Genomic DNA, 21,883 nt, shown 5'->3' on the forward strand with positions numbered 1-21,883 from the left:
CTACTGATGCACGGCGAGCTGGTAGGCCGTGTATTTACGGATATTGATCACGCCGGTATCGAAGATCAGGTATTGGCCCTTGATCCCCATCAGCGTGCCTTCGGCAATCGGATTCTTGTCCAGGTTGAAGCTGACGATCTTGGTCGGATAGGCCTCGATCGGGTAACGGATTTCCAGCGGTTCGATGTCCGTCACCGGCTGGATCGCCTGCAAGCCGAAACGCTCCTGCAGGGCCTGCAGGCCCTCGGCGCAGGACTCGAACAACTGGTCGCGGACCTGACGCAGGTCGACCGCCGGCGCATCACCCTTGAGCAAGGCGCGCCAGTTGGTCTTGTCGGCAACCTGGCTACGGAACAGGTCTTCGACGAAGCCGGACTGCTGGCGGGTCGCCACGCGCATGATCGGCAACGCCTGACTGGCCCCCTGGTCGAGCCAGCGGGTCGGCAACTGGGTGGCACGGGTGATGCCGACCTTGATCCCCGAGGAATTGGCCAGGTAAACCACATGATCGGTCATGCAGAACTGCTCGCCCCAGCCCGGCTCGCGGCAGGTGCCGGCGTCGTAGTGGCAACGCTCCGGACTCATGATGCAGGTGTCGCACTGCGCCAGCTTGGTCATGCACGGGTAGCAGTAGCCCTGGCTGAAGCTGGTCTTGGTCTTGCGCCCGCAATGGCTGCAATGGATGGCACCGAGAAATTCCAGGCGCAGCTTCTGGCCGATCAACGGATTGACCGGCACCTCGCTGTCACCCAGGCGAAACGTGTATTGCACGGTCGAGGCGTCCAGACGCGTCGACATCTTGCTGACTGCACCACGGCCTAGCTCGATCAATGGATGGCATCCGACTTGAACAGGATGTTCGGGATCGGGTCGGACTTCGACGCACACTCCTGCGGCCCCATGTAGCCGGTACGCTGCTCTTCCGGCAGGTTCTGGGTCTCCCAGGCGATCATTGCCTGCAACGACAGCTCGCGCTGCTCGGTGGTGAGCTTGCGGCCATCGGACCATTTGCCGATTTCCACCGCCAGTTTCAGGCTCTGGTAGATATCGGGGGTGATGTTTTCAATCATTTCGATGAAAGAGGACATTAAAGTCTCCAGACTTTTTCAAGACATTCGAATCAGGCGGCCAGTCTACGCCGGGACCACAGCCCGCCCAACAGGCCGGTGAAACATCCGATGAGCAGCCCACCGACGTGGGCGCCGTTGGCAATTTCGCCGAAACCGATCAGCGAGATCAGCCCGGACAGGCACACCAGCAACCAGACCAGCATCATCGCCAGCACGCCACGGGGCAGCCGGTAGACCGGATTGGGGGCCAGCCACTGGTAGATCCAGCAGTGCCCGAGCAGGCCGTAGAGCACGCCGGACAGGCCGCCGAACAGGGTCGGGCCGCTGACGTAATATTGGGTGAAGTTCGACACCAGGCTGAACAACAGGGTCAGCCCCAACAGGTTGATACCGCCCTGGCGCAGCTCGATGCGCTTGCCCAATTCCCAGTACCACATGCTGTTCATGGCGATGTGCAGGAAGCCGAAGTGCAGCAGCATCGGCGTCACCAGCCGCCACCACTGCCCCGCCGCCAGGCCGTCGGCCAAGGGGGTGAACTGGATGTACTCGCCGCTCACGCGGAAATCGAGAAAGGTGAACCAGCGCAGCGTCGACAGGCTGTCACCCAGCCAGGTGATCGCGCCGACCACCAGGGTCAGCAGCAACACCAGCGCGGTGACCGGGCTGTGACGCACCTGCTGGGCCAGGCTCGGGCGACTCGGCGCCGGCGCTGCGGGCGACGGTGGCAGCGCCTGCAACTGATTATGCGGATCGCCCTCGGGGAAATGCTGGTAGAGCGCCAGCACGTCGGCGCTGACCGATTCCGGAACCCACAACACCTGCTCGCCGCTCTCCTCGCTGACCCGGTGCGGCACCTGCAGGCGCTGGAGCAATTGCACGAAACCGCTGAGATCGGTCGCCAGCGGCAGACGCAGGACAGCAGTGGCACTCATTTCAGGACCTCGGGGCGCTCGACATCGACCCAGACGAACTTGTTCAGATCGAGCTGGGTTTCCTCATCCAGGCGATAGGCAGCCAACTTGCCATACAGCACTGCACTGTAGTCCAGGCAGGCCAGGTTGGGACGGATCGGCATCGGCCGACCACTGCGCCAGTAGTGACCGACGAACAGCATCGGTTCCTCCAGGCCGTAGCGCAGCAAGGCATTCTTTTCCCGCGGCGACAGCGGCTTGCTCGCCACCTGCTCGGGCAAGGCGTCGGGCTGGAAGACGATATCGCCGTAGGTCTGCGGATCGTCTTCCCAGAACTTGGTGCGAAAGAACGCCCGGGTCAGGCCGTCGCCGCCGGTCAGGGTCAAGCCGTCCGGCAGGCGCATGTCGGTGCCGCGCAGCAGGCGGTCGAACACGGTGCAGGCAAAGCTGCCGGACACCGCCGAAGCCTGGACGAAATGTTCATCGATGCGGCCTTGAGGGTACTGCGCCCGCAACGGCTCGATCAGCCCGGCATCCCAGCAGGCGTGGACCACGCGGAAACGCCCGGCATCGAGGAACAGCGGCAACTCGTAGAACCAGCCGAGGAAGTCATGCCAGTCGGCCGGGTGTCCCTCGAATTGACTAAGGGTCTCGTGCAGCAGGCGGGCATGGCGCGGCGTGTGCTCGCGGACAAACTGCTTGCCACTGTCCGGCGGTGCCGCGGTGGTCCAGCCGAGGGCGTTGAATTCATGGTTGCCCATGATGCACAGCGCCTGCCCGGCCTCGACCATATCATGGACGATATGCAGCGCCTCGCGAATCCGCGGGCCGCGGTCGATGATATCGCCGACGAACACGGCCATGCGCCGGGGATGACGCCAGACGCCGCCCAGCTTGTGATAACCGAGCATGTCCAGCAGATGTTCCAGAGTATGAGCGCAACCGTGCACATCACCGATCAGATCGTAGCCACGCGCGGGATCGAGCATCAGTCGTCTCCACCGCCCAACCGGCTGCCCCAGCCGAGTTTGGTCCTGCAGACTTCGTAGTAGTTGTGATCCAGCGGGTGGATCAGTCGCAGTTTCTGCGGTTTCTTGCTGATGGTCACTGTATCGCCTGGCGCGCAGGTGAAATGGTTCTGGCCGTCGCAGGAGACTTGTGGGTAGATCTGCATGTCCCGGGATACCACGATCTTCAACTCGCTGTTGCCATCCACCACGATGGGGCGGCTGGACAAGGTATGGGGGTACATCGGCACGATCACAATGGCATCGAGCTTGGGATGCATGATCGGGCCGCCGGCCGACAGCGCGTAGGCGGTGGAGCCGGTGGGCGTGGCGACGATCAGGCCGTCGGCCTTCTGGCTGCAGACAAACTGGCCGTCGATGTACAACTCGAACTCGATCATCCGCGTCGACTTGCCGGGGTGCAGCACCACGTCGTTGAGCGCGTCGCCCTGGCCGATGGCTTCCGCGTGGCGGCGCACCTCGGCTTGCAACAGGAAGCGGTTTTCCACCAGGTAGTGGCCGTCGAGGACCTTGGCCACTTCGACTTCGAGGTCATCCGGACGGATATCGGTGAGAAAGCCCAGGTTGCCGCGGTTGATCCCCAGCACCGGCACGTTGTGCCGCGCCAATGCGCGGGCAGCGCCCAGCAGGCTGCCATCGCCGCCGACGACGATGACCATGTCGCAGACCTCGCCGAGCATCTTGCGCGAAGAGGTCTGCAGGCCATGGCCTGGCAGCACTTCGGCGATGGTGTCTTCGAGGATCACATGCATGTGCCGTTCGAGTAGAAAGCGCTTGAGGCGGCGAACGGTATCCAGCACCTGCGAACTGCCCAGGCGGCCAATGATGCCGATATTGCGAAATTGCTCCATGGGGCTCCTGAAAGGTTCTGCTGCAGGCAAAAGAACGATTATGGGCGAAAGAAGGTCCCAGACAAAATCCTTTCAGCCCTGAAGCAAACGGCTATGCTCGCAGAATGATCCTGTTTCCCGGCTTGCTCGACCTCCCCCGACAGTTGCGCCACCCCGAAGTGCGCGACCTGGCCTGGGTCGTCCTGGCGCCGCCGATGCTCCTCGACACGCCCTGGCCACAGCGCCATCCGCTGGCCGGCAGCGACTGGGTGCAGGCCCCGCACCAGCTGGAACGCTGGTTGCGACAACTGGACCATGACCACACGCCCCTGCAGCACTGGCTGGCCCAGGCCGCCACGCGCCGGCTGGGATTGTATTACGAGCGGCTCTGGCAGTTCGCCGTGCAACACGCACCGGGCATCGAGCTGATCGGCGCCAACCTGCCGATCCGCCGCGAAGGCCATACCCTGGGCGAACTCGACCTGCTGCTGCGCGACCGCGACGGCGTGCACCACCTGGAACTGGCGATCAAGCTCTACCTGGGGCCGCAGCAGGGCCATGGCGAAGAGCCTGAACACTGGCTTGGCCCCGGCTGCCATGATCGCCTGGACCGCAAGCTGGCGCACCTGAGTGAACATCAACTGCCGATCTCCGCCCGCCCGGAAAGCCGTGAGGCGCTGACGGCGCTGGGCATCGAGCAGTTCAGCGCGCACCTGTGGCTGGGCGGTTACCTGCTTTATCCATGGCCCGGCAGTTCCTGCCCGCCACGGGGCGTGCACCCGCAACACCTGCACGGACGCTGGCTGCATCAGCGCGATTGGGCGGATTTTCGCGTGCAAAGCCCGCCAGGACGCTGGCAGCCGTTACCGCGCCATGCCTGGCTGGCACCGGCGCACTATGCCGACGACCAGGCCTGGGCCGAAGAACGCCTGGACGATTGGCTGGATCAGCTCGACCCGATGGCGCCGGCGCAATTGCTGGTGCGCCTGACCCGCAATGATGGAGGCGACTGGGAGGAAGCCGAGCGGCTGTTCCTGGTGGCCGACCTTTGGCCGAATGTGCCGGGCTCAGCCTGACCAGGTCAGCCAGCTCGCGCCCGCCGTCCGCAGAAAGAATACCGACCTCCCCCTCACCAACGCTCGCCTCGGGCGAAGGGTTCAAAAGCGTATTAAAGTGTAGGAAAGACTCCGTTACAAAAAAGCGGAGCGTTGCGCCCTGATGCGAGAGGATCCACCCATGCCCTGGAAAAACACCGACAGCCGCTACAGCAACCTGTCGATCAGCCTGCACTGGCTGATGCTGGCGCTGCTGGCCATCGTCTACTGCTGCATCGAATTTCGCGGCCAGTTTCCCAAGGGCAGTGGGGGCCGGGCGTTGATCGTCGAATTTCACTACATGCTCGGCCTGACCGTGTTCGCCCTGGTCTGGCTGCGCCTGCTGGCCAGGGCCATCGGCGTGGCGCCCCGGATCGTGCCAACGCCACCGACCTGGCAGAGGCTGCTGTCGAAACTGATGCACATCGCGTTGTACCTGTTCATGATCGGCACCCCGCTGCTGGGCTGGCTGGTGGTCAGTGGCCTGGGCCACGAGGTGATGTTCTACGGCTTCGACCTGCCGACGCTGATTGCCGAAAACCGCCCATTGGCCAAGGAAATCAAGGGCTGGCACGAACTGGCCGGCACCCTCGGCTACTGGTTGATCGGCCTGCACGCCTTGGCCGGGCTCTATCACCACTACGTGGTGCGTGATAACACCCTGGCGCGGATCATGCCGAGGCTTCACCGCTGAAACCGCGACGCCCCTGCAAACCGCCGGTATGGACGAACACCAATCGCGTGCCGGGGGCAAAGCTCCCGGCGTCGACCCGCTGCTGCAGCGCCATCAGTGCCTTGCCGGTGTAGAGCGGCTCCAGCGGCAGGCCGGCCTGCTGTTCGCCCTGGGCGATGAACGCCTGCAGATCGGCGTCGACCTTGGCAAAACCGCCACGGCATGCGTCGATCAGCTCATAGCCACAGTCCTTCATTCCAGCCTCGTCGAGAATCCTCGCCATCGAAGGCGCAACACCGTGGCCGTCCGGCACGGCCAATGCCGCATGCACCGTTCGCCGCCCGGCCTCGGCCAGCACCAGGCCGGCAGCCGTGGTGCCGGTTCCGGCTGCCAGCCACCAGCCATGAAAATCCGCCCAGCCGAGTCGTGGCAGTTGCGCCTCGACCATGTCGCGCAGAACCATGCAGCCGAGCGCCCCCGCCAGCCCGCCACCGCCCTCGGGCACTCCATGCAGATGCGGGTAACGGGCTTGCCAGGGTGCCCAGAAATCCGGCTCATGGCGCTTGCGATAGCCTTCGTAGCCAAGCCAGTGAAGCTGCATGCCGAAAGCTTGGAGATCGAGGACAGTCGGGGTTTCCAGTGGATGCCCGCGCAGCAGGCCGACGGTAGCAAAGCCGAAACGCCGGCCAGCAGCGGCCAGGGCGTGCAGGTGATTGGAATGGGCACCGCCGAGGCTGATCAGCCCTGCGGCATTGGCCTGACGGGCGGCGCTGATGTGCTCGGTGAGCTTGAACCACTTGTTGCCGCTGATCAGCGGGTCGATCAGGTCCAGGCGAAGGACTGCCACCTCGACAGCGGCTCGGGCGAGCCAGTCGAGGTGCAGGGGTTCAAGCGGCGCGTGGGGGCGCCAGTCGGGCGGTGGCAACATCGGGTGAAGCTCACGAAGCGAAGTGACGCCAGTCTACCAGCCTTGAAAAAGTATCGACTGCCGCGCCGAGGAACCCAGTGGCGAGCGGGCTTGCCCGCGCTCGGCCGCGAAGCGGTCGTAAAGCCAGCCCCGCGATGCATCTGATACCCCGCGAACTCTGGCTTTGAGGCTGCCGTGCAGCCCAGCAGGACGGTGCTGCGCCCCGACAAGCCCCCTCGCCACAAAGTGCCGGGCAGCCCGGATCGATCAGAGCTCGGCGGCCAGCCGCGAACCCTGGTTGATCGCCCGCTTGGCATCCAGTTCGGCCGCGATATCCGCGCCACCGATCAGGTGCACATTCTGCCCGGCCGCCACCAGGCCTTCCTGCAGTTCGCGCAGCGGGTCCTGGCCGGCGCAGATGACCACGTTGTCCACTGGCAGCACCTGCGGCTCGCCTTCACCGATACGGATATGCAGCCCCTCGTCATCGATCTTCAGGTACTCGACGCTGTTGAGCATCTGCACCCGCTTGTTCTTCAACCCGGTACGGTGAATCCAGCCGGTGGTCTTGCCCAACCCGTCGCCGACCTTGGACGCCTTGCGCTGCAGCAGGTAAACCTGGCGCGCCGGCGCCTGGACCTCGGGCTTGACTCCGGCGATACCACCCCGCGCCTCCAACCGGGTATCGATACCCCACTCGTGCCAGAACGCCTGGCGATCCTGGCTGGTGGCAACGCCCTGGTGCACCAGGAACTCCGACACGTCGAAGCCGATACCGCCTGCACCGATCACCGCGACCTGGCTACCCACCGGCTTACGCCCCAGCAGTACGTCCAGGTAGCCCAGCACCTTGGGGTGGTCGACGCCGGGAATGGCCGGCAGCCGTGGCGCGATGCCGGTGGCGAGGATGACTTCGTCGAAGCCGCCGGCCACCAACTGCGCAACGTCCACGCGGGTACCGAGGCACACTTCGACATGGCTGGTCTGCAGCTTGCGCTTGAAGTAGCGCAGGGTTTCATAGAACTCCTCCTTGCCCGGCACGCGCTTGGCGACGTTGAACTGGCCGCCGATCTCGGCGGCCGCATCGAACAGCGTCACCTGGTGGCCACGTTCGGCAGCCACGGTCGCCGCCGCCAACCCCGCAGGACCGGCGCCGACCACGGCGATCTTCTTGATCTGCCGGACCGGCAGGTAATTCAGCTCGGTCTCATGACAGGCACGCGGGTTGACCAGGCACGAGGTCAGCTTGCCGCCAAAGGTGTGATCCAGACAGGCCTGGTTGCAACCGATGCAGGTGTTGATCTCGTCGGCACGCCCGGCAGCTGCCTTGTTGACGAAATCCGGGTCGGCCAGGAACGGCCGAGCCATCGACACCATGTCGGCATCGCCTTCGGCCAGCACCTGCTCGGCGATTTCCGGGGTGTTGATGCGGTTGGTGGTGATCAGCGGAATCGACACCGAGCCACGCAGCTTGGCGGTGACCTTGGTGAACGCAGCACGTGGCACCTTGGTAGCGATGGTCGGGATACGCGCCTCGTGCCAGCCGATGCCGGTGTTGATGAGGGTTGCACCGGCCTGCTCGATAGCCTTGGCCAGTTGCACGATTTCTTCCCAGGTGCTGCCGCCCTCCACCAGGTCGAGCATCGACAGACGGAAAATGATGATGAAGTCCGTGCCGACCGCTTCACGCACGCGCCGGACGATTTCCACCGGCAGGCGCATGCGGTTCTCGTAGCTGCCGCCCCAGCGGTCGGTCCGGTGGTTGGTGTGGGCCGCGAGGAACTGGTTGATGAAGTAGCCTTCCGAACCCATGATCTCGACGCCGTCGTAGCCGGCGGACTGGGCCAGGGTCGAGCAGGTGACGAAATCGGCGATCTGCTTCTCGATGCCCGCCTCGTCCAGCTCCCTGGGCTTGAACGGGTTGATCGGTGCCTGGATTGCGCTCGGAGCCACCTGCTTCGGACTGTAGGCATAACGTCCGGCGTGAAGGATCTGCATGCAGATCTTGCCGCCCGCCTCATGCACGGCGCGGGTGACAATCCGATGCTGCTCGGCTTCTTCGCGAGTGGTCAGCCGGGCGGCGCCGGAGTAGACCCCGCCTTCCTCGTTCGGCGCGATGCCGCCGGTGACCATCAGGCCGACCCCGCCACGGGCACGTTCGGCGAAGTAGGCGGCCATGCGCTCGAAACCGCCGGGCTTTTCCTCAAGGCCAGTGTGCATGGAGCCCATCAGGGTGCGGTTGCGCAGCGTGGTGAAACCCAGGTCGAGCGGGGCCAGCAGATGCGGATACGAGGTGGTGGTCATCACAACTCTCCAAAACAAGCCAGATCACGGAATGCGGGTGCTCTGCGGCCCCCGTCAGGTGTATGAATGGCATATTGAAGAGCCCTCGATGACCACTCAATGATCGAAACTGACAAGTTATTGATCCAAATGCGCAGCAGCCCTTGGCAACTACGATCATCACCCCTACCCTAGTCGGTGAATTCCGCCCACGGCCGCCAGCTCTACCCTCCATGCGCAAATTTTTCGTCGGTATCCTTCTCATTGGCCTGGTCGCCGGACTGACCAGCTACGGCATCTGGACCCAGCAGCGCAGCAGCGGCCACTACCTGTCCGACCTGCGGATCCGGCTGGCGCTGAACCAGGGCGTTCCCGGCGAGCATGGCAACCTGCTGGGTATCCAGCCAGAGCTGTTCCCCAGCGACTACCAGAGCCTGCCGCGCCTGCACCGCAAGCTCGCGGCCTACCTGCAACAGGCCCGCAGCCTGGGCCTGCTGAACTCCAAGACCGTGGTGGTACTGCCCGAACATGTCGGTACCTGGCTGATGCTGGGCGGGGAAAAGGACGACCTGTTCCAGGCCCTCGACCAGCAGGAGGCGATGAACTGGCTGATGGTCAGCAACCCGCTGAAATTCACCAGCACCCTGTTCAAGGCCAAGGGCCGCAGCCGCCTGGACGATGCCCGGTTGCGCATGAAGGCCAAGGCCATGGCCAGCGATTACCAGGCACTGTTCGGCGGCCTGGCGAAAGAGTTCGGGGTAACGCTGGTGGCTGGCACCATCCTGCTGCCGACGCCGTTCGTCGAACAGGGCACGCTGAAATTCGGTCGCGGCTCGCTGTACAACGCCAGCCTGACCTTCGGTACCGACGGCCTGCCCCTCGGACAGCCACAGCGCCAGCTGTACCCGAACTTCGACCAGCGCGGCTACGTGCTCGGCGCTTCCGACCAGGGTATGAATGTCGTCGATACCCCGGCCGGCCGCCTGGGCATCCTGATCGGCAGCGACAGCTGGTACCCGAACGCCTACAGCCAACTGGACGCCCTGGGGGTCAAGCTGATCGCGGTGCCGGCCAATGTCGCCGGCAAGGGCAGCTGGGACCGGCCCTGGCGCGGTTTCCGGAACGCAGTCACACCGCCAGAGATCGGCCTGCGTCCCGGTGAAGTCAGCGAAGGCGAGGCCTGGCATCGCCTGACCCTGATCAGCCGACCAGCGGCCAGCCAGTCCATTGCCGGGATCAGCGTGTTTCTGCGGGGCCAGCTCTGGGACCAGCGCAGTTCGGGGCAGAGTTTCATCAGCTACAACGGACAGACCTTCACCCAGGACGACGCCGGCGGGCGCGGCGCCCGCCTGATCAACCTGTGGTTGCCATGAAACCGGCCGCCATGCGCCTCGGCGACCTGTCGGTGGGCTTTGTCCACAGCCTGGCGGACGCCGTCCGTGAACTGGGCTGCGATCCTCAAGGATTGCTGGAGCAATACGGCCTGGACTCGGCTCGCCTGGGCGAGCCCGGCGCACGCCTGTCGATTCCACGCTACATGCGCCTGGGCCATGCTGCCATCCAGCTCACCGGCAACCCGGCACTGGGCCTGCACATGGGTCGCCTGAGCCGCCTGAGCCAGGCAGGCCTGGCCGGCATCACCGCCGCCCAGGCGCCGACAGTCCGCGAAGCCGCGCGCACCCTGACCCGTTTCGAGCCGCTCTACGGCTCCAACTACCGCGGCCAATCCAGCTTCCATGAAGATGCCGAGGGGGCCTGGCTGCGGTTCTACTCCATCAGCCCGTACAACGCCTACAACCGTTTCGTGGTCGACTCGATCATCGCCGGCTGGCTGAAACAGCTGTCGAGCGTCGCCGGCCAGCCGCTGCGGGCCGAACAGATCGATATCGAGTTCAGCGCGCCTGGATACGCCGCCGACTACCACCTGCTCGGCGACAGTCCGGTGCATTTCGGTGCCGAGATCAACCAGCTACGCCTGGACCAGGCCAGCCTCGGCCTGCGCAACCCGGAGCACTGCCCGAGCACCTGGCGGCATCTGCTGCAACTCTGCGAAAGGGAACTGGAGCAGTTGACCCGCACCCGCAGCCTGCGTGAACGCATCACCCGGTTGCTGGGACCGTTGCTCAATGGTGGCCGGGAACCCGACCTGGAGGAAGTGGCGGCACGCCTGAAGCTGCCGACCTGGACCCTGCGGCGCAAGCTGGCCGATGAAGGCACGCAGTTCCGGGCGATTCTCAACGACACCCGTCGCGACCTGGCGATGACCTACATTCGTGATACGGAACTGGCGTTTGGCGAAATCGCCTACCTGCTCGGCTTTGCCTCGGCCGAGGCCTTTCAGCGCGCCTTCAAACGCTGGAGCGGCCAGACGCCAGGCGAGTTCCGCCGCAGCCAGCGACATTCCGCCTGAGCAAAAAAAACGCCACCGTTTACAGCTCGGTAGCGTCGTCTGCCGGTTCGACCGGGTCCATCTCGAAAGCGTGGAATTCCAGCAGTTCTTCTTGATAGTCATCCATTGTGAAGCTCCTTGTAGTCGCAGGTATAAGCGCTCGTATTACCGACCCGCAGGGCCAGCTTAAGTTGCCCATGTGAAGAAAAAATGAAGCGCTCCATTACCAGACGTGCTCCTGAGTAGAAAAACTAGCAGATGGGTCAGGTTTTTTTCCAGTCATTTTTTCTTCACAACAAATCTGGTTGCATTTGCAATTACATGCGCAGCTGCCTTAGGGTAAAAAGCCCTCCTCCAGGCAGCACTGAACATGAACGCATTTAACAGCGAGACACCCCGCTCCACCGCGACCGCACGCGCCTGCATCGAGGCACTGCAGAGCGCGCCCCAGGCCGGCTGCTCGCCGTTGGCCAGCGTGCTGGAGATCGCCGATCGCCTGGAGAATGGTCCCTGTGCATCCCAACGGGCCTGGGTCATCCGCAATCACCGCCACCCCACGGCGACACCATCGACCCGGATCAGCGCCTGGTCACTGCGCTTCTCTGGCCAGGACGTCGAAAAGCCCCTGCTGTACCTGCTCAGTGCGGAGCATTCCGCCGGACTCTGTGCAGTGGCCGAGGAAACCCGGCACCGCGGTATCTTCTGCAACGATAGCGAAACCCTGCCCTCGCGCTGGCCCAAGGGTGCGCAGCCATCGCTGCCCTTATGGCTGGCGGGCAATCCGCGCTGCCAGCCATTCGATCCGGCCTCTGGCGCCGAGGCCCGCACAATTGTCCTGGGGGCCTTGCAGCAGTTGTATGTCGAGAGCAATCCAGGCTTCTACTACCTGGCGCTGCACGACCAGGAGCAAGGACCGGCGCCGACACCGGAACAGGCGCGGGATGCCCTCGACGGCATGTATCGACTGGGAGAAGGAAAGGCTGCGCAGGTTCATCTACTTGGGGCGGGTCGCGCCCTTCAGGAGGTGATGGCCGCCGCCTGCCTGCTGGAGCACGACTGGGGAGTGACGGCACAGGTCTGGAGTTGTCCCAGCTACACCCGCCTGGCTCGCGATGCCAGTCGTGCAGAGCACTGGAATCGCCTGCATCCGGGTGACCGCAAGCGTCGCGCTCACTTGGCGTCCTGCCTGGGGGACAGCACGGCACCGGTGATTGCGGTCACCGGTTATCCGCAGACCGTGGTCGCCCCGTTGGCCGGGCATATCCGCGCGCGGTTCGTCGGGCTGGGGGCTGGGTCGGTCGGGCCGGGAGCGCCGGATCGGTACTGGATCACCGCCCTGGCCCTGGGGGCGCTGGCGGATGAGCAGAAGGTCAAGGCACAGCTCGTCAGGCAGGCGCACGAGCGTTACAGGCTTGAGTGAGGGTCGCGACCATGTACTCGATATTGTGGGAGCCGGCGGCGATCACTCAGGCCTTGTCGCGCTTGCGCGACTCACTGCCGGCACTACGCGCCAGCTCGGCGGTGCGCTCCAGCGCCTCGGCAAACCCCTGGCGCTGGCCGTCATCGAGTTGCGACAGAAACAGCTCGGCCACCGCCTCCTCGTAGATCTGCCACATCCTTTTGCGCAACACCCGCCCCTGCTCGGTGATGGACGCCAAGGCTCCGCGCCCATCGCCTTCGGAACGCGACCGAACCACCAGGCCGTCCTTCTCCAACCGATCGACCAGCCGCGTGAGGTTGTAGCGCTCGATGGCCATGACATCCGCCAGTTCATGCATTCGCCGGCTGCCGTCCGGCCCACTCTCCAGCCCCCACAAGGCGTCATACCAGGCATAGGGCGGCAAGCCGGCCTCGGCCAGGCGCCGCTCGATCTCGCGGATGACCGTGCGGTGAGCCCTGACAAAGCGAAACCATACATCGGGCTCGTTGGAAGCCATGAATACCATCCGGGGAAATCAGAAAGGTTGCAATGGTAGCGCATGGCGGGATAGATTCGGACATGTAATTGCAATTGCAATTACTTTCCAGCGCAGCGCGACACCGCCCACAAGGCCCGGACGTCACCTGCGCGCCGCCATCACACTGCCCACCGGCAGCCCCCAGGAGCCCGGCATGATCCAATCCAACGCCCTGATTCTCGACGACGACCCACAGGAAACCCGCGAGTGGCTCGAATCGATCGAGTCCGTCCTGTCCAGCGAGGGTCGCCCCCGCGCGCACTACCTGATCGACCAGTTGCTGGATTTCGATGTTGCCCGCCATGGCGACTTCCACGGCCGGGTCACCACACCCTACGTCAACACCATCGCCCCCGAGCGGCAGCAGCCCTACCCGGGTAACCTGGCCCTCGAGCGCCGGCTTAACGCCTATATCCGCTGGAACGCGATGGCCATGGTGCTGCGCGCCGGCAAGCATTCCGGGGTCGGCGGCCACATCGCCACCTACGCCTCCGCGGCGGTGCTGTACGACGTCGGCTTCGATCATTTTTTCCGTGGCCGCACCGACAGCTTCGATGGCGACATGATCTACATCCAGGGCCACTCTTCGCCGGGCATCTACGGCCGCGCCTACCTCGAAGGCCGGATCAGCGAAGCGCAGCTCGACAACTTCCGCCGCGAAGTCGGCGGCGAAGGCCTGTCGAGTTATCCGCATCCGCGCCTGATGCCGGACTTCTGGCAGTTTCCTACCGTATCCATGGGACTTGGACCGATCACTGCGGCCTACCAGGCGCGCTTCATGCGCTACCTGGAATATCGCGACCTCAAGCCACACCAGGGCCGCAAGGTCTGGGCCTTCCTCGGCGACGGCGAGATGGACCAGCCCGAATCCCTGGCGGCGATCTCGCTGGCCGGGCGGGAAAAACTCGACAACCTGATCTTCGTCGTCAACTGCAACCTGCAACGCCTGGACGGCCCGGTACGTGGCAACGCCAAGGTGATCCAGGAATTCGAGAGCCTGTACCGCGCCGCCGGCTGGAATGTGATCAAGGTGATCTGGGGCAGCGGCTGGGATGCATTGCTGGAGAAGGATCGCAGCGGCCTGCTGCGCCAGCGCATGATGGAGTGCGTTGACGGTGAGTACCAGAACTACAAGTCGCAGAATGGCGCCTATGTCCGCGAGCACTTCTTCGGCAAGTACCCGGCCCTGCTGGAGCTGGTCGCCGATCTGACGGACGATGAGATCTGGAAGCTCTCCCGTGGCGGGCACGACCCGGACAAGGTCTACAACGCCTACGCCACGGCGATGCGCCACAGCGGCCAGCCGACGGTGATCCTGGCCAAGACCGTCAAGGGTTTCGGCATGGGCGAGGCCGGTGAAGGCCAGAACATCAACCACCAGTTGAAGAAGATGGACCTGGATGCGGTCAAGGCCTTCCGCGACCGCTTCGGCCTGGAAGTCTCGGACGAACAGCTGGCCGAGGAGATTCCCTACCTCAAGCCGCCAGCCGACAGTGAGGAAGCCCGCTACTTCGCCGCCCGCCGGCAGCGGCTCGGCGGCCACGTACCGGCGCGCCACTCGGCCTGCGAGAGCCTGCAGATCCCGCCACTGGAAAGCTTCGACGCGCAGTTGAAAGGTACCGGCGAACGCGCGATTTCCACCACCATGGCCTTCGTGCGCATCCTCGGCACGCTGCTCAAGGACCCGCACATCGGCAAGCGGGTGGTGCCGATCGTGCCCGACGAATCGCGCACCTTCGGCATGGAGAGCCTGTTCCGCCAGATCGGCATCCACTCCGCCGTGGGCCAGCTCTACACCCCGCAGGACGCCGGGCAACTGAGCTACTACAAGGAAAGCCGCGACGGCCAGATTCTCCAGGAGGGCCTCAACGAGTCCGGCGGCATTTCCTCATGGATTGCCGCCAGTACCTCCTACAGCAATCACGGGCTGATGACCGTGCCGTTCTACATCTACTACTCGATGTTCGGTTTCCAGCGGGTCGGCGACCTGGCCTGGGCGGCCGGCGATGCCCGCGCGCGGGGTTTCCTGCTCGGCGCCACCTCGGGCCGCACCACGCTGATGGGCGAAGGCCTGCAGCACGATGACGGCCACAGCCACGTGTTGTCCTCGACCATCCCCTGCTGCGTGTCCTATGACCCGACCTTCGCCTTCGAACTGGCGGTGATCATTCGCGAGGGCATGCGACGCATGTACGTCGAGCAGGAGGACATCTACTACTACATCACCCTGCTCAACGAGAACTACCCGCACCCGGCGATGCCCGAGGGTGTCGAGGACGGCATTCTCAAGGGCCTCTACCTGCTCGAACAGGGTGCCGAAGCGAGCGATGGGCAAGCCCGCGTGCAATTGATGGGCTGTGGTTCGATCCTGCGGGAAGTGCTCGCGGCAGCGCAGTTGTTGCACAGCGATTTCGGCGTGACCAGCGATGTATGGAGTGCGACCAGCCTGACCGAACTGCGTCGCGAAGGGCATGCAGTGGAGCGCTGGAACCTGCTGCATCCGCAGGAGGAACCGCGCATCAGCTACGTGGGAAGTTGCTTGCGCGAGCACAGCGGGCCGCTGGTGGTGGCGACGGACTACATGAAAATCTTCGCCGACCAGATTCGCCCGTTTGTCACTGACCGGCGTTTCGTCGCCCTTGGCACCGATGGTTTCGGTCAATCGGATACCCGCGAGGCCCTGCGGCAATTCTTCGAAGTGGATCGCCACTTCATCGTGCTGGCCGCGCTCAAGGCCCTGGCCGATGACGGGCAGGTTCCCCGCAGCAACGTGGCGCAGGCTATCAGTCGCTACGGAATCGAGGTCGACAAACCCGATCCCGCGGCGATCTGAAGCGAGGTCTTACTGGGCCGGCGTAGTAGCCGGTTCGGTGGTAGCCGGGGCGGTGGTAGCCGGGGCGGTGGCCGGAGCCGGCTCGGCGGCTGGCGTGGTCGCTGCCGGCTGGGCCGGTGCCGTCTCGACAGGCGTTGCCGGGGTGGCCGGTGCAGCTTCCGGCAGCGGCTTGAGCGGTTCGGGAACCGCCGGAGCAGTCAAGGCCGGAGCAGCAGGGCTTGGCTCCACATGGGCAGGCTCCGCATGGGCGGCCTCGGACGCCTTGGCCGGCTCCGCCGCCGCTTCAGGCTTGGTCGCCGCACTTTCCGGCACGCCGAGATCAGCCTTGGGCTTGTCGTCGGTGTGCTGCTCCTTCTTCACCTCGGGCGGCAGGAACAGCTCCACCAGATTGAAGAACCGGTCATAGAAGGTCGCCGAAGACACCGTCTCGCTCGCCACCTTGACCATCGAATCATCCGTCGAACCGATCGGCATCGATACCGAACCCAACACACCCACACCCAGGCTCGCCGAGTTGTTGACCTTCTTCAGCGCATAACGGTCCTGCAGGGCGTTGGCGAACACTGTCGAGCGCCTGCCGCCGCTGCCATCGGCCGCACAGACGATGCTGAAGCTGATCTGCAGGTGCGTCTCGCCAGTCTGCTGGAAGCTCTTGTTGCCGGTGACCAGCTTGGGATCGGTGCTGGTGATGATGTAACCCTGGCTGAGCAAGGCACGGCGGGCCGCCTCGCAGGAAGCCTTCTCGTTCACCGAATAGTTGCGCGAGAAGGTTCCGGAGTCGTCGAAGTTCTCATGTTCATAAACGGCGGTCTTGGGCGAGGAGCAACCTGCGGCGCCCACCAGCACCACGGCCATTGCCAGGGTACGCAAGTGGAATGATGTCGACATTGATAATCCTGAGTAAAACGGTCCGGGGCGTATTGTGCATCAGATCGCCATTCCAGAGCGCGCGCTTTTAGTGTCTTAAATACCTTACGACAGCGATTTTTCAGGAAAAAGACCTTCGCTCAGGTGATCGATCAATACCCGCAGTTTTGCAGAGGCATGACGACTTGACGGCCAGAGCATCCAGAAAGTTCCGCTGTGCTCCAGGTAATCGTCGAGTACGCGCACCAATCGGCCCTCGGCCACCGCCTCGTGGATCATGTAGTCCGGCAGGCAGGCGATGCCCAGTCCCTGCTGGGCCACATAGCTGAGTACCTCGATCGGCGAGGAGATCATCAGGGTTTTCATGGCCGGCTCCTCCTCCCCTGGCGCCAGGCGCAGGGGCCAGGTCTCCAGCTTGCCGGTGGCGCAGAACTTGTGCCGCAGGCTGGCATGCCCGGCCAGGTCTGCCGGCACGCGCGGCAGCCCGTGCTGGCGAAAATATTCGGGGGCACCCACCAGTGTCAGTTGGTAATGTCCCAACGGCCGGGACATCAGCCGCGAGTCCTGGGGCTGGCCGGTGCGGACCACGGCATCGAAACCCTCCTCGATCACATCCACCATGCGATCGGACATGTCGACTTCCAGCTCGATCTGCGGGTAAAGCCGCATGAAATCCACCAGTACCGGCATCACCAGGCCACGCGACTGCGGCAGGCTGATGCGCAGCTTGCCATGGGGCTCGCGGGTGGTGTCGATCAGTTCCTGCTCGGCAGCCTCGGCCTCGGCCAGGATGCGCCGGCTGCGTTCCAGGAACAATGCGCCCTCGGCGGTCAGGGTGATACTGCGGGTACTGCGGTGAAACAACCGCACGCCGAGGCGCGCCTCAAGACGAGCGATGCTTTTGCCGACCGCCGAGGACGACACCCCGAGCACGCGGCCCGCTTCGGTGAAACTGCGGGTGTCGGCAACCTGCACGAACACCGAGATACTGCCCAGGCTGTCCATTGTCTGGTTCTCCAGTATTGCGGACATCAACGTCCGATAAGTTTGGAACTCTAGCCCGTTTTTCTCCCTTACGCAGCCCTCTAACCTCGGAGCCCTGTTTCGGACATTACAGACAAGGACTCCCATGAACACACAAAGCTGTAGCGCCACGCCTGCGGCAGAAGCCGATCGCCTGCCGCTTTCCGGCTTGCTGGCCCTGGCCGCGGCAGGCTTCATCACCATCCTTACCGAGGCCCTGCCCGCCGGGCTGCTGCCGCAAATGAGCGACGACCTTGGCGTCACCCAGGCACTGGTCGGGCAATTGATCACCGCCTATGCCCTGGGTTCGCTGCTCGCCGCCATTCCACTGACCCTGCTGACCCAGGGCTGGCGCCGGCGGCCACTGCTGCTTAGTGCTGTCGCCGGTTTTGCGCTGGTCAATGCCGTGACCGCGCTGTCCAGCCATTACTGGCTGACGCTGGTTGCGCGGCTGTTGGCCGGAGTCTTCGCCGGGCTGCTATGGGCATTGCTGGCCGGTTATGCCAGCCGCATGGTAGCCAGCCACCTGCAAGGCCGGGCGATCGCCATCGCCATGCTCGGCGCACCGCTGGCGCTGTCCCTGGGGATTCCGCTTGGCACCTTCCTCGGCAACAGTTTCGGCTGGCGCCTGAGCTTCGCGATCATGACCGGACTGACCCTGCTGCTGATCGGCTGGGTGCGCTGGCAGGTACCGGACTTCGCCGGACAAACCGCCAGCAAACGCCCGCCACTGTTGCGCGTGGCCGCCTTGCCCGGCGTGCAGGCAGTGCTGCTGGTGACTTTTCTCTACGTGCTGGGGCACAACATCCTCTACACCTATATCGCACCGTTCCTGGCGCCTGCGGAGCTCGTCGAGCGGGTTGACCAGGTGCTGCTGGTGTTCGGCCTCGCCGCTCTACTCGGTATCTGGGGCACCGGCCTGCTGATCGACCGCTGGCTGCGGCAGCTGACACTGGCCAGTTGCGCGCTGTTCGCGGCTTCAGCGATCGCACTGGGGCTCTGGAGCGCGTCGGCAGTATCGGTTTATGTCGCCGTTGCTATCTGGGGCCTATCGTTCGGCGGCTTGCCGGCGCTGCTGCAGACCGCCCTGGCAAAAACCGCGGGAGAAGCCGCCGATATCGCGCAGTCGATGCTGGTGACCGTGTGGAACCTGGGCATTGCCGGGGGAGCGATGAGCGGCGCGCTGGCGTTGAGCGAGCTGGGTGTAGAGGCCCTACCGTGGATGGTGCTTGGCCTGCTGGCCGTGGCACTGTTGATGACTGCGCGGGCAGGAAAGAGCGGTTTCCCTGCCAGGAACTGAAACCTGCAGGCAGTGTATGCCTGATACTCCGCGTGCACAGGTTTCTGGGGGGCTTCGCCCTCAACGCAGGCAAGCCTGCTCGCCACGTTGAGTTCGCGATGTCCGACACACACGCAAAAAAAAGCCCCGACAAGTCGGGGCTTCTTCTGTCGCTTCGAGGAGTTCAAGGGCCTCGAAGCCTTGTATGGCGCAGCGGACGGGACTCGAACCCGCGACCCCCGGCGTGACAGGCCGGTATTCTAACCGACTGAACTACCGCTGCGTATCGCTCGGACTTGCGTCCGTTTGAATCTTTGAAACCCGTGACATGAAAGCTTCGGTGCTTTCACATCGCAAACCGCCGAAGCGATCTGTACAGAATATGGCGCAGCGGACGGGACTCGAACCCGCGACCCCCGGCGTGACAGGCCGGTATTCTAACCGACTGAACTACCGCTGCGCGTCGGTTGGAGGTTCTTCGCAGAACTTCCGATTCTCTTGCGAGACTCTCTCTTTCGAAAGACTCAAGAAGTGGTGGGTGATGACGGGATCGAACCGCCGACCCTCTGCTTGTAAGGCAGATGCTCTCCCGGCTGAGCTAATCACCCTTTGCTTCGTTGAGGCCGCGAAATTTACGCAGGTAGAGAACCTAAGTCAATAGCCCGCTTGAAGTTTTTCTGAAAAAGACACATTCATGTCAGTTCCGGCACCACAAAACCTCAAGCCCTGCGGACTACAGCGCCCTACTCGGCATAAATCATCTTCTTGCTCATGCCACCGTCGACCACGAATTCCTGGCCGGTGACAAAACCCGCGCTTTTGGACAGCAGCCATCCAACCGTTGCTGCAACATCCTCGACCGTCCCGACCCGACCCACCGGGTGCTGGGCATGGTCGCTCTCGCTCAACGGCTCGGCCCGACGTTGCGCCGGGTCACGGGCATCGATCCAACCCGGACTGACCACGTTCACGCGAATCTCAGGACCAAGGCTCATCGCCAGCGCATGGGTCAATGCCAGCAAGCCGCCCTTGCTCGCCGCGTAGGCTTCGGTGTCCGGCTCAGACTGCGCCGCGCGGGTCGAGGCGATATTGACGATGGCACCGCAATGGGCGCGCAGGTAAGGCGCACAGTGCTTGGCCAGCAGCATCGGCCCACTGAGATTGACCGCCAGCACCCGGTTCCAATGTGCCAGGTCGAGGCTTTCAAGGGTGATGTTGTGCGGGTCGGCAATCGCTGCGTTGCTCACCAACGCGTCGAGTCGACCAAAGCGCCCCAGCACCTCTGCCACGCCACGCGCCACCTGGGCCTCGTCGGAGACATCCATGGTGATGAAGCAGGCGTTCTCGCCGAGAACTTCAGCCACCTTGCCGCCCCGCACAGGGTCCAGGTCGGCCAACACCACCTGCCAGCCTTCACTGACCAGCCAGGCGGCGATGCCCAGCCCGATGCCCCGCGCAGCGCCAGTCACCAGCGCGACGCGGCCGTTGTTGCCAACGGCTGCATCAAAGGCCAACTCGATCACAATGCGGCCAAGCCGCGCGCCAGGTCGGCCTGCAGGTCCGCTACGTCTTCCAGGCCAACCGCCACGCGAATCAGGCTGTCGCGGATGCCCGCCGCCTCACGCTCCTGCGGCGACAGACGACCGTGGGAGGTGGTGCTCGGATGGGTAATGGTGGTCTTGCTGTCACCCAGGTTGGCGGTGATCGAGATCATCCGGGTCGCGTCGATGAAGCGCCACGCGCCCTCCTTGCCACCCTTGACCTCGAAGCTCACCACACCACCGAAACCGCGCTGCTGACGCTGCGCCAGTTCGTGTTGCGGGTGGCTCTTGAGACCGGCGTAGTGAACCTTCTCGATGCCGTCCTGCTGCTCCAGCCATTCGGCCAGGGCCAGCGCGCTGGCGCAGTGGGCACGCATGCGCAGGTTCAGGGTTTCCAGGCTCTTGAGGAAGATCCAGGCATTGAACGGACTGAGGCTCGGGCCGGCAGTACGCAGGAAGCCGACGACTTCCTTCATCTGTTCGCTGCGACCGCAAACGACACCGCCCATGCAACGACCCTGGCCGTCGATGTACTTGGTCGCCGAATGCACCACCACGTCCGCACCCAGCTTCAGCGGCTGCTGTACCGCAGGCGTGCAGAAGCAGTTGTCGACCACCAGCAGCGCGCCCTTGGCATGGGCGATTTCGGCCAGGGCGGCGATATCCACCAGCTCGGCCAGCGGGTTCGACGGCGACTCGACGAACAGCAGCCTGGTGTTGGGCTTGATCGCCGCGTCCCAGCCGGACAGTTCTGCCAGCGGCACGTAGTCGACTTCGACACCAAAGCGCTTGAAGTACTTCTCGAACAGGCTGATGGTGGAACCGAACACGCTGCGCGACACCAGCACATGGTCGCCGGCACTGCACAGGCTCATGACCACGGCCATGATCGCCGACATGCCGGTCGAGGTCGCCACGGCCTGCTCGGCGCCTTCCAGGGCGGCGATACGCTCCTCGAACGAACGCACGGTCGGGTTGGTGTAGCGCGAATAGACGTTACCCGGCACATCACCGGCAAAGCGCGCAGCCGCATCGGCGGCAGTGCGGAATACGTAGCTGGAGGTGAAGAACAGCGGATCGCTGTGCTCGCCTTCCGGGGTACGGTGTTGACCGGCACGAACGGCCAGGGTGTCGAAGGCTACGCCGTCGAGATCGCTGTCCAGCCGACCGGCATCCCATTCCTGACTCATGCTGCCA

Annotated in this window: 19 protein-coding genes and 3 tRNA genes; 7 read left to right on the forward strand and 15 right to left on the reverse strand. The window is 64.1% G+C overall.

Translation table 11 applies throughout. The features are described 5' to 3' along the window. From AC6I6U_RS25315 to AC6I6U_RS25335, 5 genes are read right to left on the reverse strand one after another with little or no spacing between them, the layout of a single operon-like run. Positions 1-831, reverse strand: coding sequence for a DUF2797 domain-containing protein (locus AC6I6U_RS25315; RefSeq protein ID WP_497878738.1), 831 nt, complete (start codon positions 829-831; stop codon positions 1-3). Continuing rightward, on the reverse strand, positions 828-1,088 hold the full coding sequence (locus AC6I6U_RS25320; protein WP_497878739.1) for a YeaC family protein: 261 nt from the start codon (positions 1,086-1,088) through the stop codon (positions 828-830). The genes AC6I6U_RS25315 and AC6I6U_RS25320 overlap by 4 nt, the downstream gene beginning before the upstream one ends. 32 nt (positions 1,089-1,120) lie before the next feature. Beyond that, on the reverse strand, positions 1,121-2,002 hold the full coding sequence (locus tag AC6I6U_RS25325; protein WP_497878740.1) for a rhomboid family intramembrane serine protease: 882 nt from the start codon (positions 2,000-2,002) through the stop codon (positions 1,121-1,123). Then, positions 1,999-2,973, reverse strand: a complete 975-nt coding sequence (locus tag AC6I6U_RS25330) for a metallophosphoesterase (RefSeq protein WP_497883098.1) — start codon at positions 2,971-2,973, stop codon at positions 1,999-2,001. Before AC6I6U_RS25330 ends, AC6I6U_RS25325 begins: the two co-directional genes overlap by 4 nt. Next, positions 2,970-3,860, reverse strand: a complete 891-nt coding sequence (locus AC6I6U_RS25335) for an NAD(+) kinase (RefSeq protein ID WP_010445996.1) — start codon at positions 3,858-3,860, stop codon at positions 2,970-2,972. The genes AC6I6U_RS25330 and AC6I6U_RS25335 overlap by 4 nt, the downstream gene beginning before the upstream one ends. Positions 3,861-3,964: 104 nt before the next feature. On the opposite strand from AC6I6U_RS25335, the gene AC6I6U_RS25340 reads away from it, so the two are divergent. Both AC6I6U_RS25340 and AC6I6U_RS25345 read left to right on the forward strand, forming a co-directional pair. Beyond that, positions 3,965-4,915 (forward strand): DUF1853 family protein, encoded by a 951-nt coding sequence (locus AC6I6U_RS25340; protein ID WP_497878741.1) that lies wholly within the window; start codon positions 3,965-3,967, stop codon positions 4,913-4,915. 160 nt (positions 4,916-5,075) lie between these two features. After that, positions 5,076-5,627 (forward strand): cytochrome b, encoded by a 552-nt coding sequence (locus AC6I6U_RS25345; RefSeq protein WP_497878742.1) that lies wholly within the window; start codon positions 5,076-5,078, stop codon positions 5,625-5,627. Here AC6I6U_RS25345 and AC6I6U_RS25350 read toward each other — a convergent pair. Both AC6I6U_RS25350 and AC6I6U_RS25355 read right to left on the reverse strand, forming a co-directional pair. Continuing rightward, a complete protein-coding gene (locus tag AC6I6U_RS25350; RefSeq protein ID WP_497878743.1) occupies positions 5,605-6,534 on the reverse strand; it encodes a 1-aminocyclopropane-1-carboxylate deaminase/D-cysteine desulfhydrase in 930 nt (309 codons plus the stop codon). The genes AC6I6U_RS25345 and AC6I6U_RS25350 overlap by 23 nt on opposite strands. Before the next feature lie 246 nt (positions 6,535-6,780). Further along, the gene (locus AC6I6U_RS25355; RefSeq protein ID WP_497878744.1) at positions 6,781-8,817 is read right to left on the reverse strand and encodes an oxidoreductase; all 2,037 of its coding nucleotides are present in this window, start codon (positions 8,815-8,817) and stop codon (positions 6,781-6,783) included. A gap of 212 nt (positions 8,818-9,029) precedes the next feature. On the opposite strand from AC6I6U_RS25355, the gene AC6I6U_RS25360 reads away from it, so the two are divergent. The 3 genes from AC6I6U_RS25360 to AC6I6U_RS25370 all read left to right on the forward strand — a co-directional run bounded on the left by AC6I6U_RS25360 (position 9,030) and on the right by AC6I6U_RS25370 (position 12,605). Then, the gene (locus AC6I6U_RS25360) at positions 9,030-10,169 is read left to right on the forward strand and encodes a nitrilase-related carbon-nitrogen hydrolase (protein WP_497878745.1); all 1,140 of its coding nucleotides are present in this window, start codon (positions 9,030-9,032) and stop codon (positions 10,167-10,169) included. Beyond that, the gene (locus tag AC6I6U_RS25365) at positions 10,166-11,206 is read left to right on the forward strand and encodes an AraC family transcriptional regulator (RefSeq protein ID WP_497878746.1); all 1,041 of its coding nucleotides are present in this window, start codon (positions 10,166-10,168) and stop codon (positions 11,204-11,206) included. The genes AC6I6U_RS25360 and AC6I6U_RS25365 overlap by 4 nt, the downstream gene beginning before the upstream one ends. A gap of 349 nt (positions 11,207-11,555) precedes the next feature. Next, positions 11,556-12,605, forward strand: a complete 1,050-nt coding sequence (locus AC6I6U_RS25370) for a transketolase-like TK C-terminal-containing protein (RefSeq protein ID WP_497878747.1) — start codon at positions 11,556-11,558, stop codon at positions 12,603-12,605. A 46-nt stretch (positions 12,606-12,651) separates the two neighbouring features. Here AC6I6U_RS25370 and AC6I6U_RS25375 read toward each other — a convergent pair whose 3' ends face one another. Continuing rightward, on the reverse strand, positions 12,652-13,122 hold the full coding sequence (locus tag AC6I6U_RS25375) for a MarR family winged helix-turn-helix transcriptional regulator (RefSeq protein ID WP_497878748.1): 471 nt from the start codon (positions 13,120-13,122) through the stop codon (positions 12,652-12,654). A gap of 175 nt (positions 13,123-13,297) precedes the next feature. Here AC6I6U_RS25375 and aceE point away from each other — a divergent pair, with 175 nt between their 5' ends. Further along, entirely contained in the window at positions 13,298-15,976 is a 2,679-nt protein-coding gene (gene aceE, locus AC6I6U_RS25380) for a pyruvate dehydrogenase (acetyl-transferring), homodimeric type (RefSeq protein ID WP_497878749.1), read from the forward strand. A 9-nt stretch (positions 15,977-15,985) separates the two neighbouring features. Here the strand turns inward: aceE and AC6I6U_RS25385 are convergent, their stop codons facing one another. Both AC6I6U_RS25385 and AC6I6U_RS25390 read right to left on the reverse strand, forming a co-directional pair. Continuing rightward, on the reverse strand, positions 15,986-16,864 hold the full coding sequence (locus AC6I6U_RS25385) for a DUF2242 domain-containing protein (RefSeq protein WP_497878750.1): 879 nt from the start codon (positions 16,862-16,864) through the stop codon (positions 15,986-15,988). 84 nt (positions 16,865-16,948) lie between these two features. Continuing rightward, complete coding sequence (locus AC6I6U_RS25390) at positions 16,949-17,848, reverse strand: LysR family transcriptional regulator (protein WP_497883099.1); 900 nt, start codon at positions 17,846-17,848, stop codon at positions 16,949-16,951. A 124-nt stretch (positions 17,849-17,972) separates the two neighbouring features. Between AC6I6U_RS25390 and AC6I6U_RS25395 the strand changes: the two genes are divergently transcribed. Beyond that, on the forward strand, positions 17,973-19,166 hold the full coding sequence (locus tag AC6I6U_RS25395) for an MFS transporter (RefSeq protein WP_497878751.1): 1,194 nt from the start codon (positions 17,973-17,975) through the stop codon (positions 19,164-19,166). Between the two features lie 185 nt (positions 19,167-19,351). Here the strand turns inward: AC6I6U_RS25395 and AC6I6U_RS25400 are convergent. The 5 genes from AC6I6U_RS25400 to AC6I6U_RS25420 form a co-directional block, all read right to left on the reverse strand. After that, positions 19,352-19,428: transfer RNA gene (locus AC6I6U_RS25400), tRNA-Asp, on the reverse strand. Positions 19,429-19,528: 100 nt separating this feature from the next. Further along, positions 19,529-19,605 (reverse strand) — tRNA-Asp (locus AC6I6U_RS25405). A gap of 72 nt (positions 19,606-19,677) precedes the next feature. Continuing rightward, a tRNA-Val gene (locus tag AC6I6U_RS25410) sits at positions 19,678-19,753 on the reverse strand. Between the two features lie 135 nt (positions 19,754-19,888). Continuing rightward, entirely contained in the window at positions 19,889-20,668 is a 780-nt protein-coding gene (locus AC6I6U_RS25415; RefSeq protein ID WP_497878752.1) for an SDR family oxidoreductase, read from the reverse strand. Then, positions 20,665-21,876 carry an O-succinylhomoserine sulfhydrylase gene (locus tag AC6I6U_RS25420; protein WP_497878753.1) on the reverse strand — a complete coding sequence of 404 codons (1,212 nt, stop codon included), beginning with the start codon at positions 21,874-21,876 and terminating at the stop codon, positions 20,665-20,667. The genes AC6I6U_RS25415 and AC6I6U_RS25420 overlap by 4 nt, the downstream gene beginning before the upstream one ends. Positions 21,877-21,883: the final 7 nt, after the last annotated feature.

The sequence above is a fragment of the Pseudomonas sp. UTLPPB19802 genome (assembly GCF_059730225.1).

What these genes read in the sequence shown, in the direction of transcription:
- AC6I6U_RS25320 (WP_497878739.1), bottom strand. Translation starts at nt 1,088, where the DNA reads ATGTCCTCTTTCATCGAAATGATTGAAAACATCACCCCCGATATCTAC.
- AC6I6U_RS25325 (WP_497878740.1), bottom strand. Translation starts at nt 2,002, where the DNA reads ATGAGTGCCACTGCTGTCCTGCGTCTGCCGCTGGCGACCGATCTCAGC.
- AC6I6U_RS25335 (WP_010445996.1), bottom strand. Translation starts at nt 3,860, where the DNA reads ATGGAGCAATTTCGCAATATCGGCATCATTGGCCGCCTGGGCAGTTCG.
- AC6I6U_RS25340 (WP_497878741.1), top strand. Translation starts at nt 3,965, where the DNA reads ATGATCCTGTTTCCCGGCTTGCTCGACCTCCCCCGACAGTTGCGCCAC.
- AC6I6U_RS25345 (WP_497878742.1), top strand. Translation starts at nt 5,076, where the DNA reads ATGCCCTGGAAAAACACCGACAGCCGCTACAGCAACCTGTCGATCAGC.
- AC6I6U_RS25350 (WP_497878743.1), bottom strand. Translation starts at nt 6,534, where the DNA reads ATGTTGCCACCGCCCGACTGGCGCCCCCACGCGCCGCTTGAACCCCTG.
- AC6I6U_RS25355 (WP_497878744.1), bottom strand. Translation starts at nt 8,817, where the DNA reads ATGACCACCACCTCGTATCCGCATCTGCTGGCCCCGCTCGACCTGGGT.
- AC6I6U_RS25360 (WP_497878745.1), top strand. Translation starts at nt 9,030, where the DNA reads ATGCGCAAATTTTTCGTCGGTATCCTTCTCATTGGCCTGGTCGCCGGA.
- AC6I6U_RS25365 (WP_497878746.1), top strand. Translation starts at nt 10,166, where the DNA reads ATGAAACCGGCCGCCATGCGCCTCGGCGACCTGTCGGTGGGCTTTGTC.
- AC6I6U_RS25370 (WP_497878747.1), top strand. Translation starts at nt 11,556, where the DNA reads ATGAACGCATTTAACAGCGAGACACCCCGCTCCACCGCGACCGCACGC.
- AC6I6U_RS25375 (WP_497878748.1), bottom strand. Translation starts at nt 13,122, where the DNA reads ATGGCTTCCAACGAGCCCGATGTATGGTTTCGCTTTGTCAGGGCTCAC.
- aceE (WP_497878749.1), top strand. Translation starts at nt 13,298, where the DNA reads ATGATCCAATCCAACGCCCTGATTCTCGACGACGACCCACAGGAAACC.
- AC6I6U_RS25385 (WP_497878750.1), bottom strand. Translation starts at nt 16,864, where the DNA reads ATGTCGACATCATTCCACTTGCGTACCCTGGCAATGGCCGTGGTGCTG.
- AC6I6U_RS25390 (WP_497883099.1), bottom strand. Translation starts at nt 17,848, where the DNA reads ATGGACAGCCTGGGCAGTATCTCGGTGTTCGTGCAGGTTGCCGACACC.
- AC6I6U_RS25395 (WP_497878751.1), top strand. Translation starts at nt 17,973, where the DNA reads ATGAACACACAAAGCTGTAGCGCCACGCCTGCGGCAGAAGCCGATCGC.
- AC6I6U_RS25420 (WP_497878753.1), bottom strand. Translation starts at nt 21,876, where the DNA reads ATGAGTCAGGAATGGGATGCCGGTCGGCTGGACAGCGATCTCGACGGC.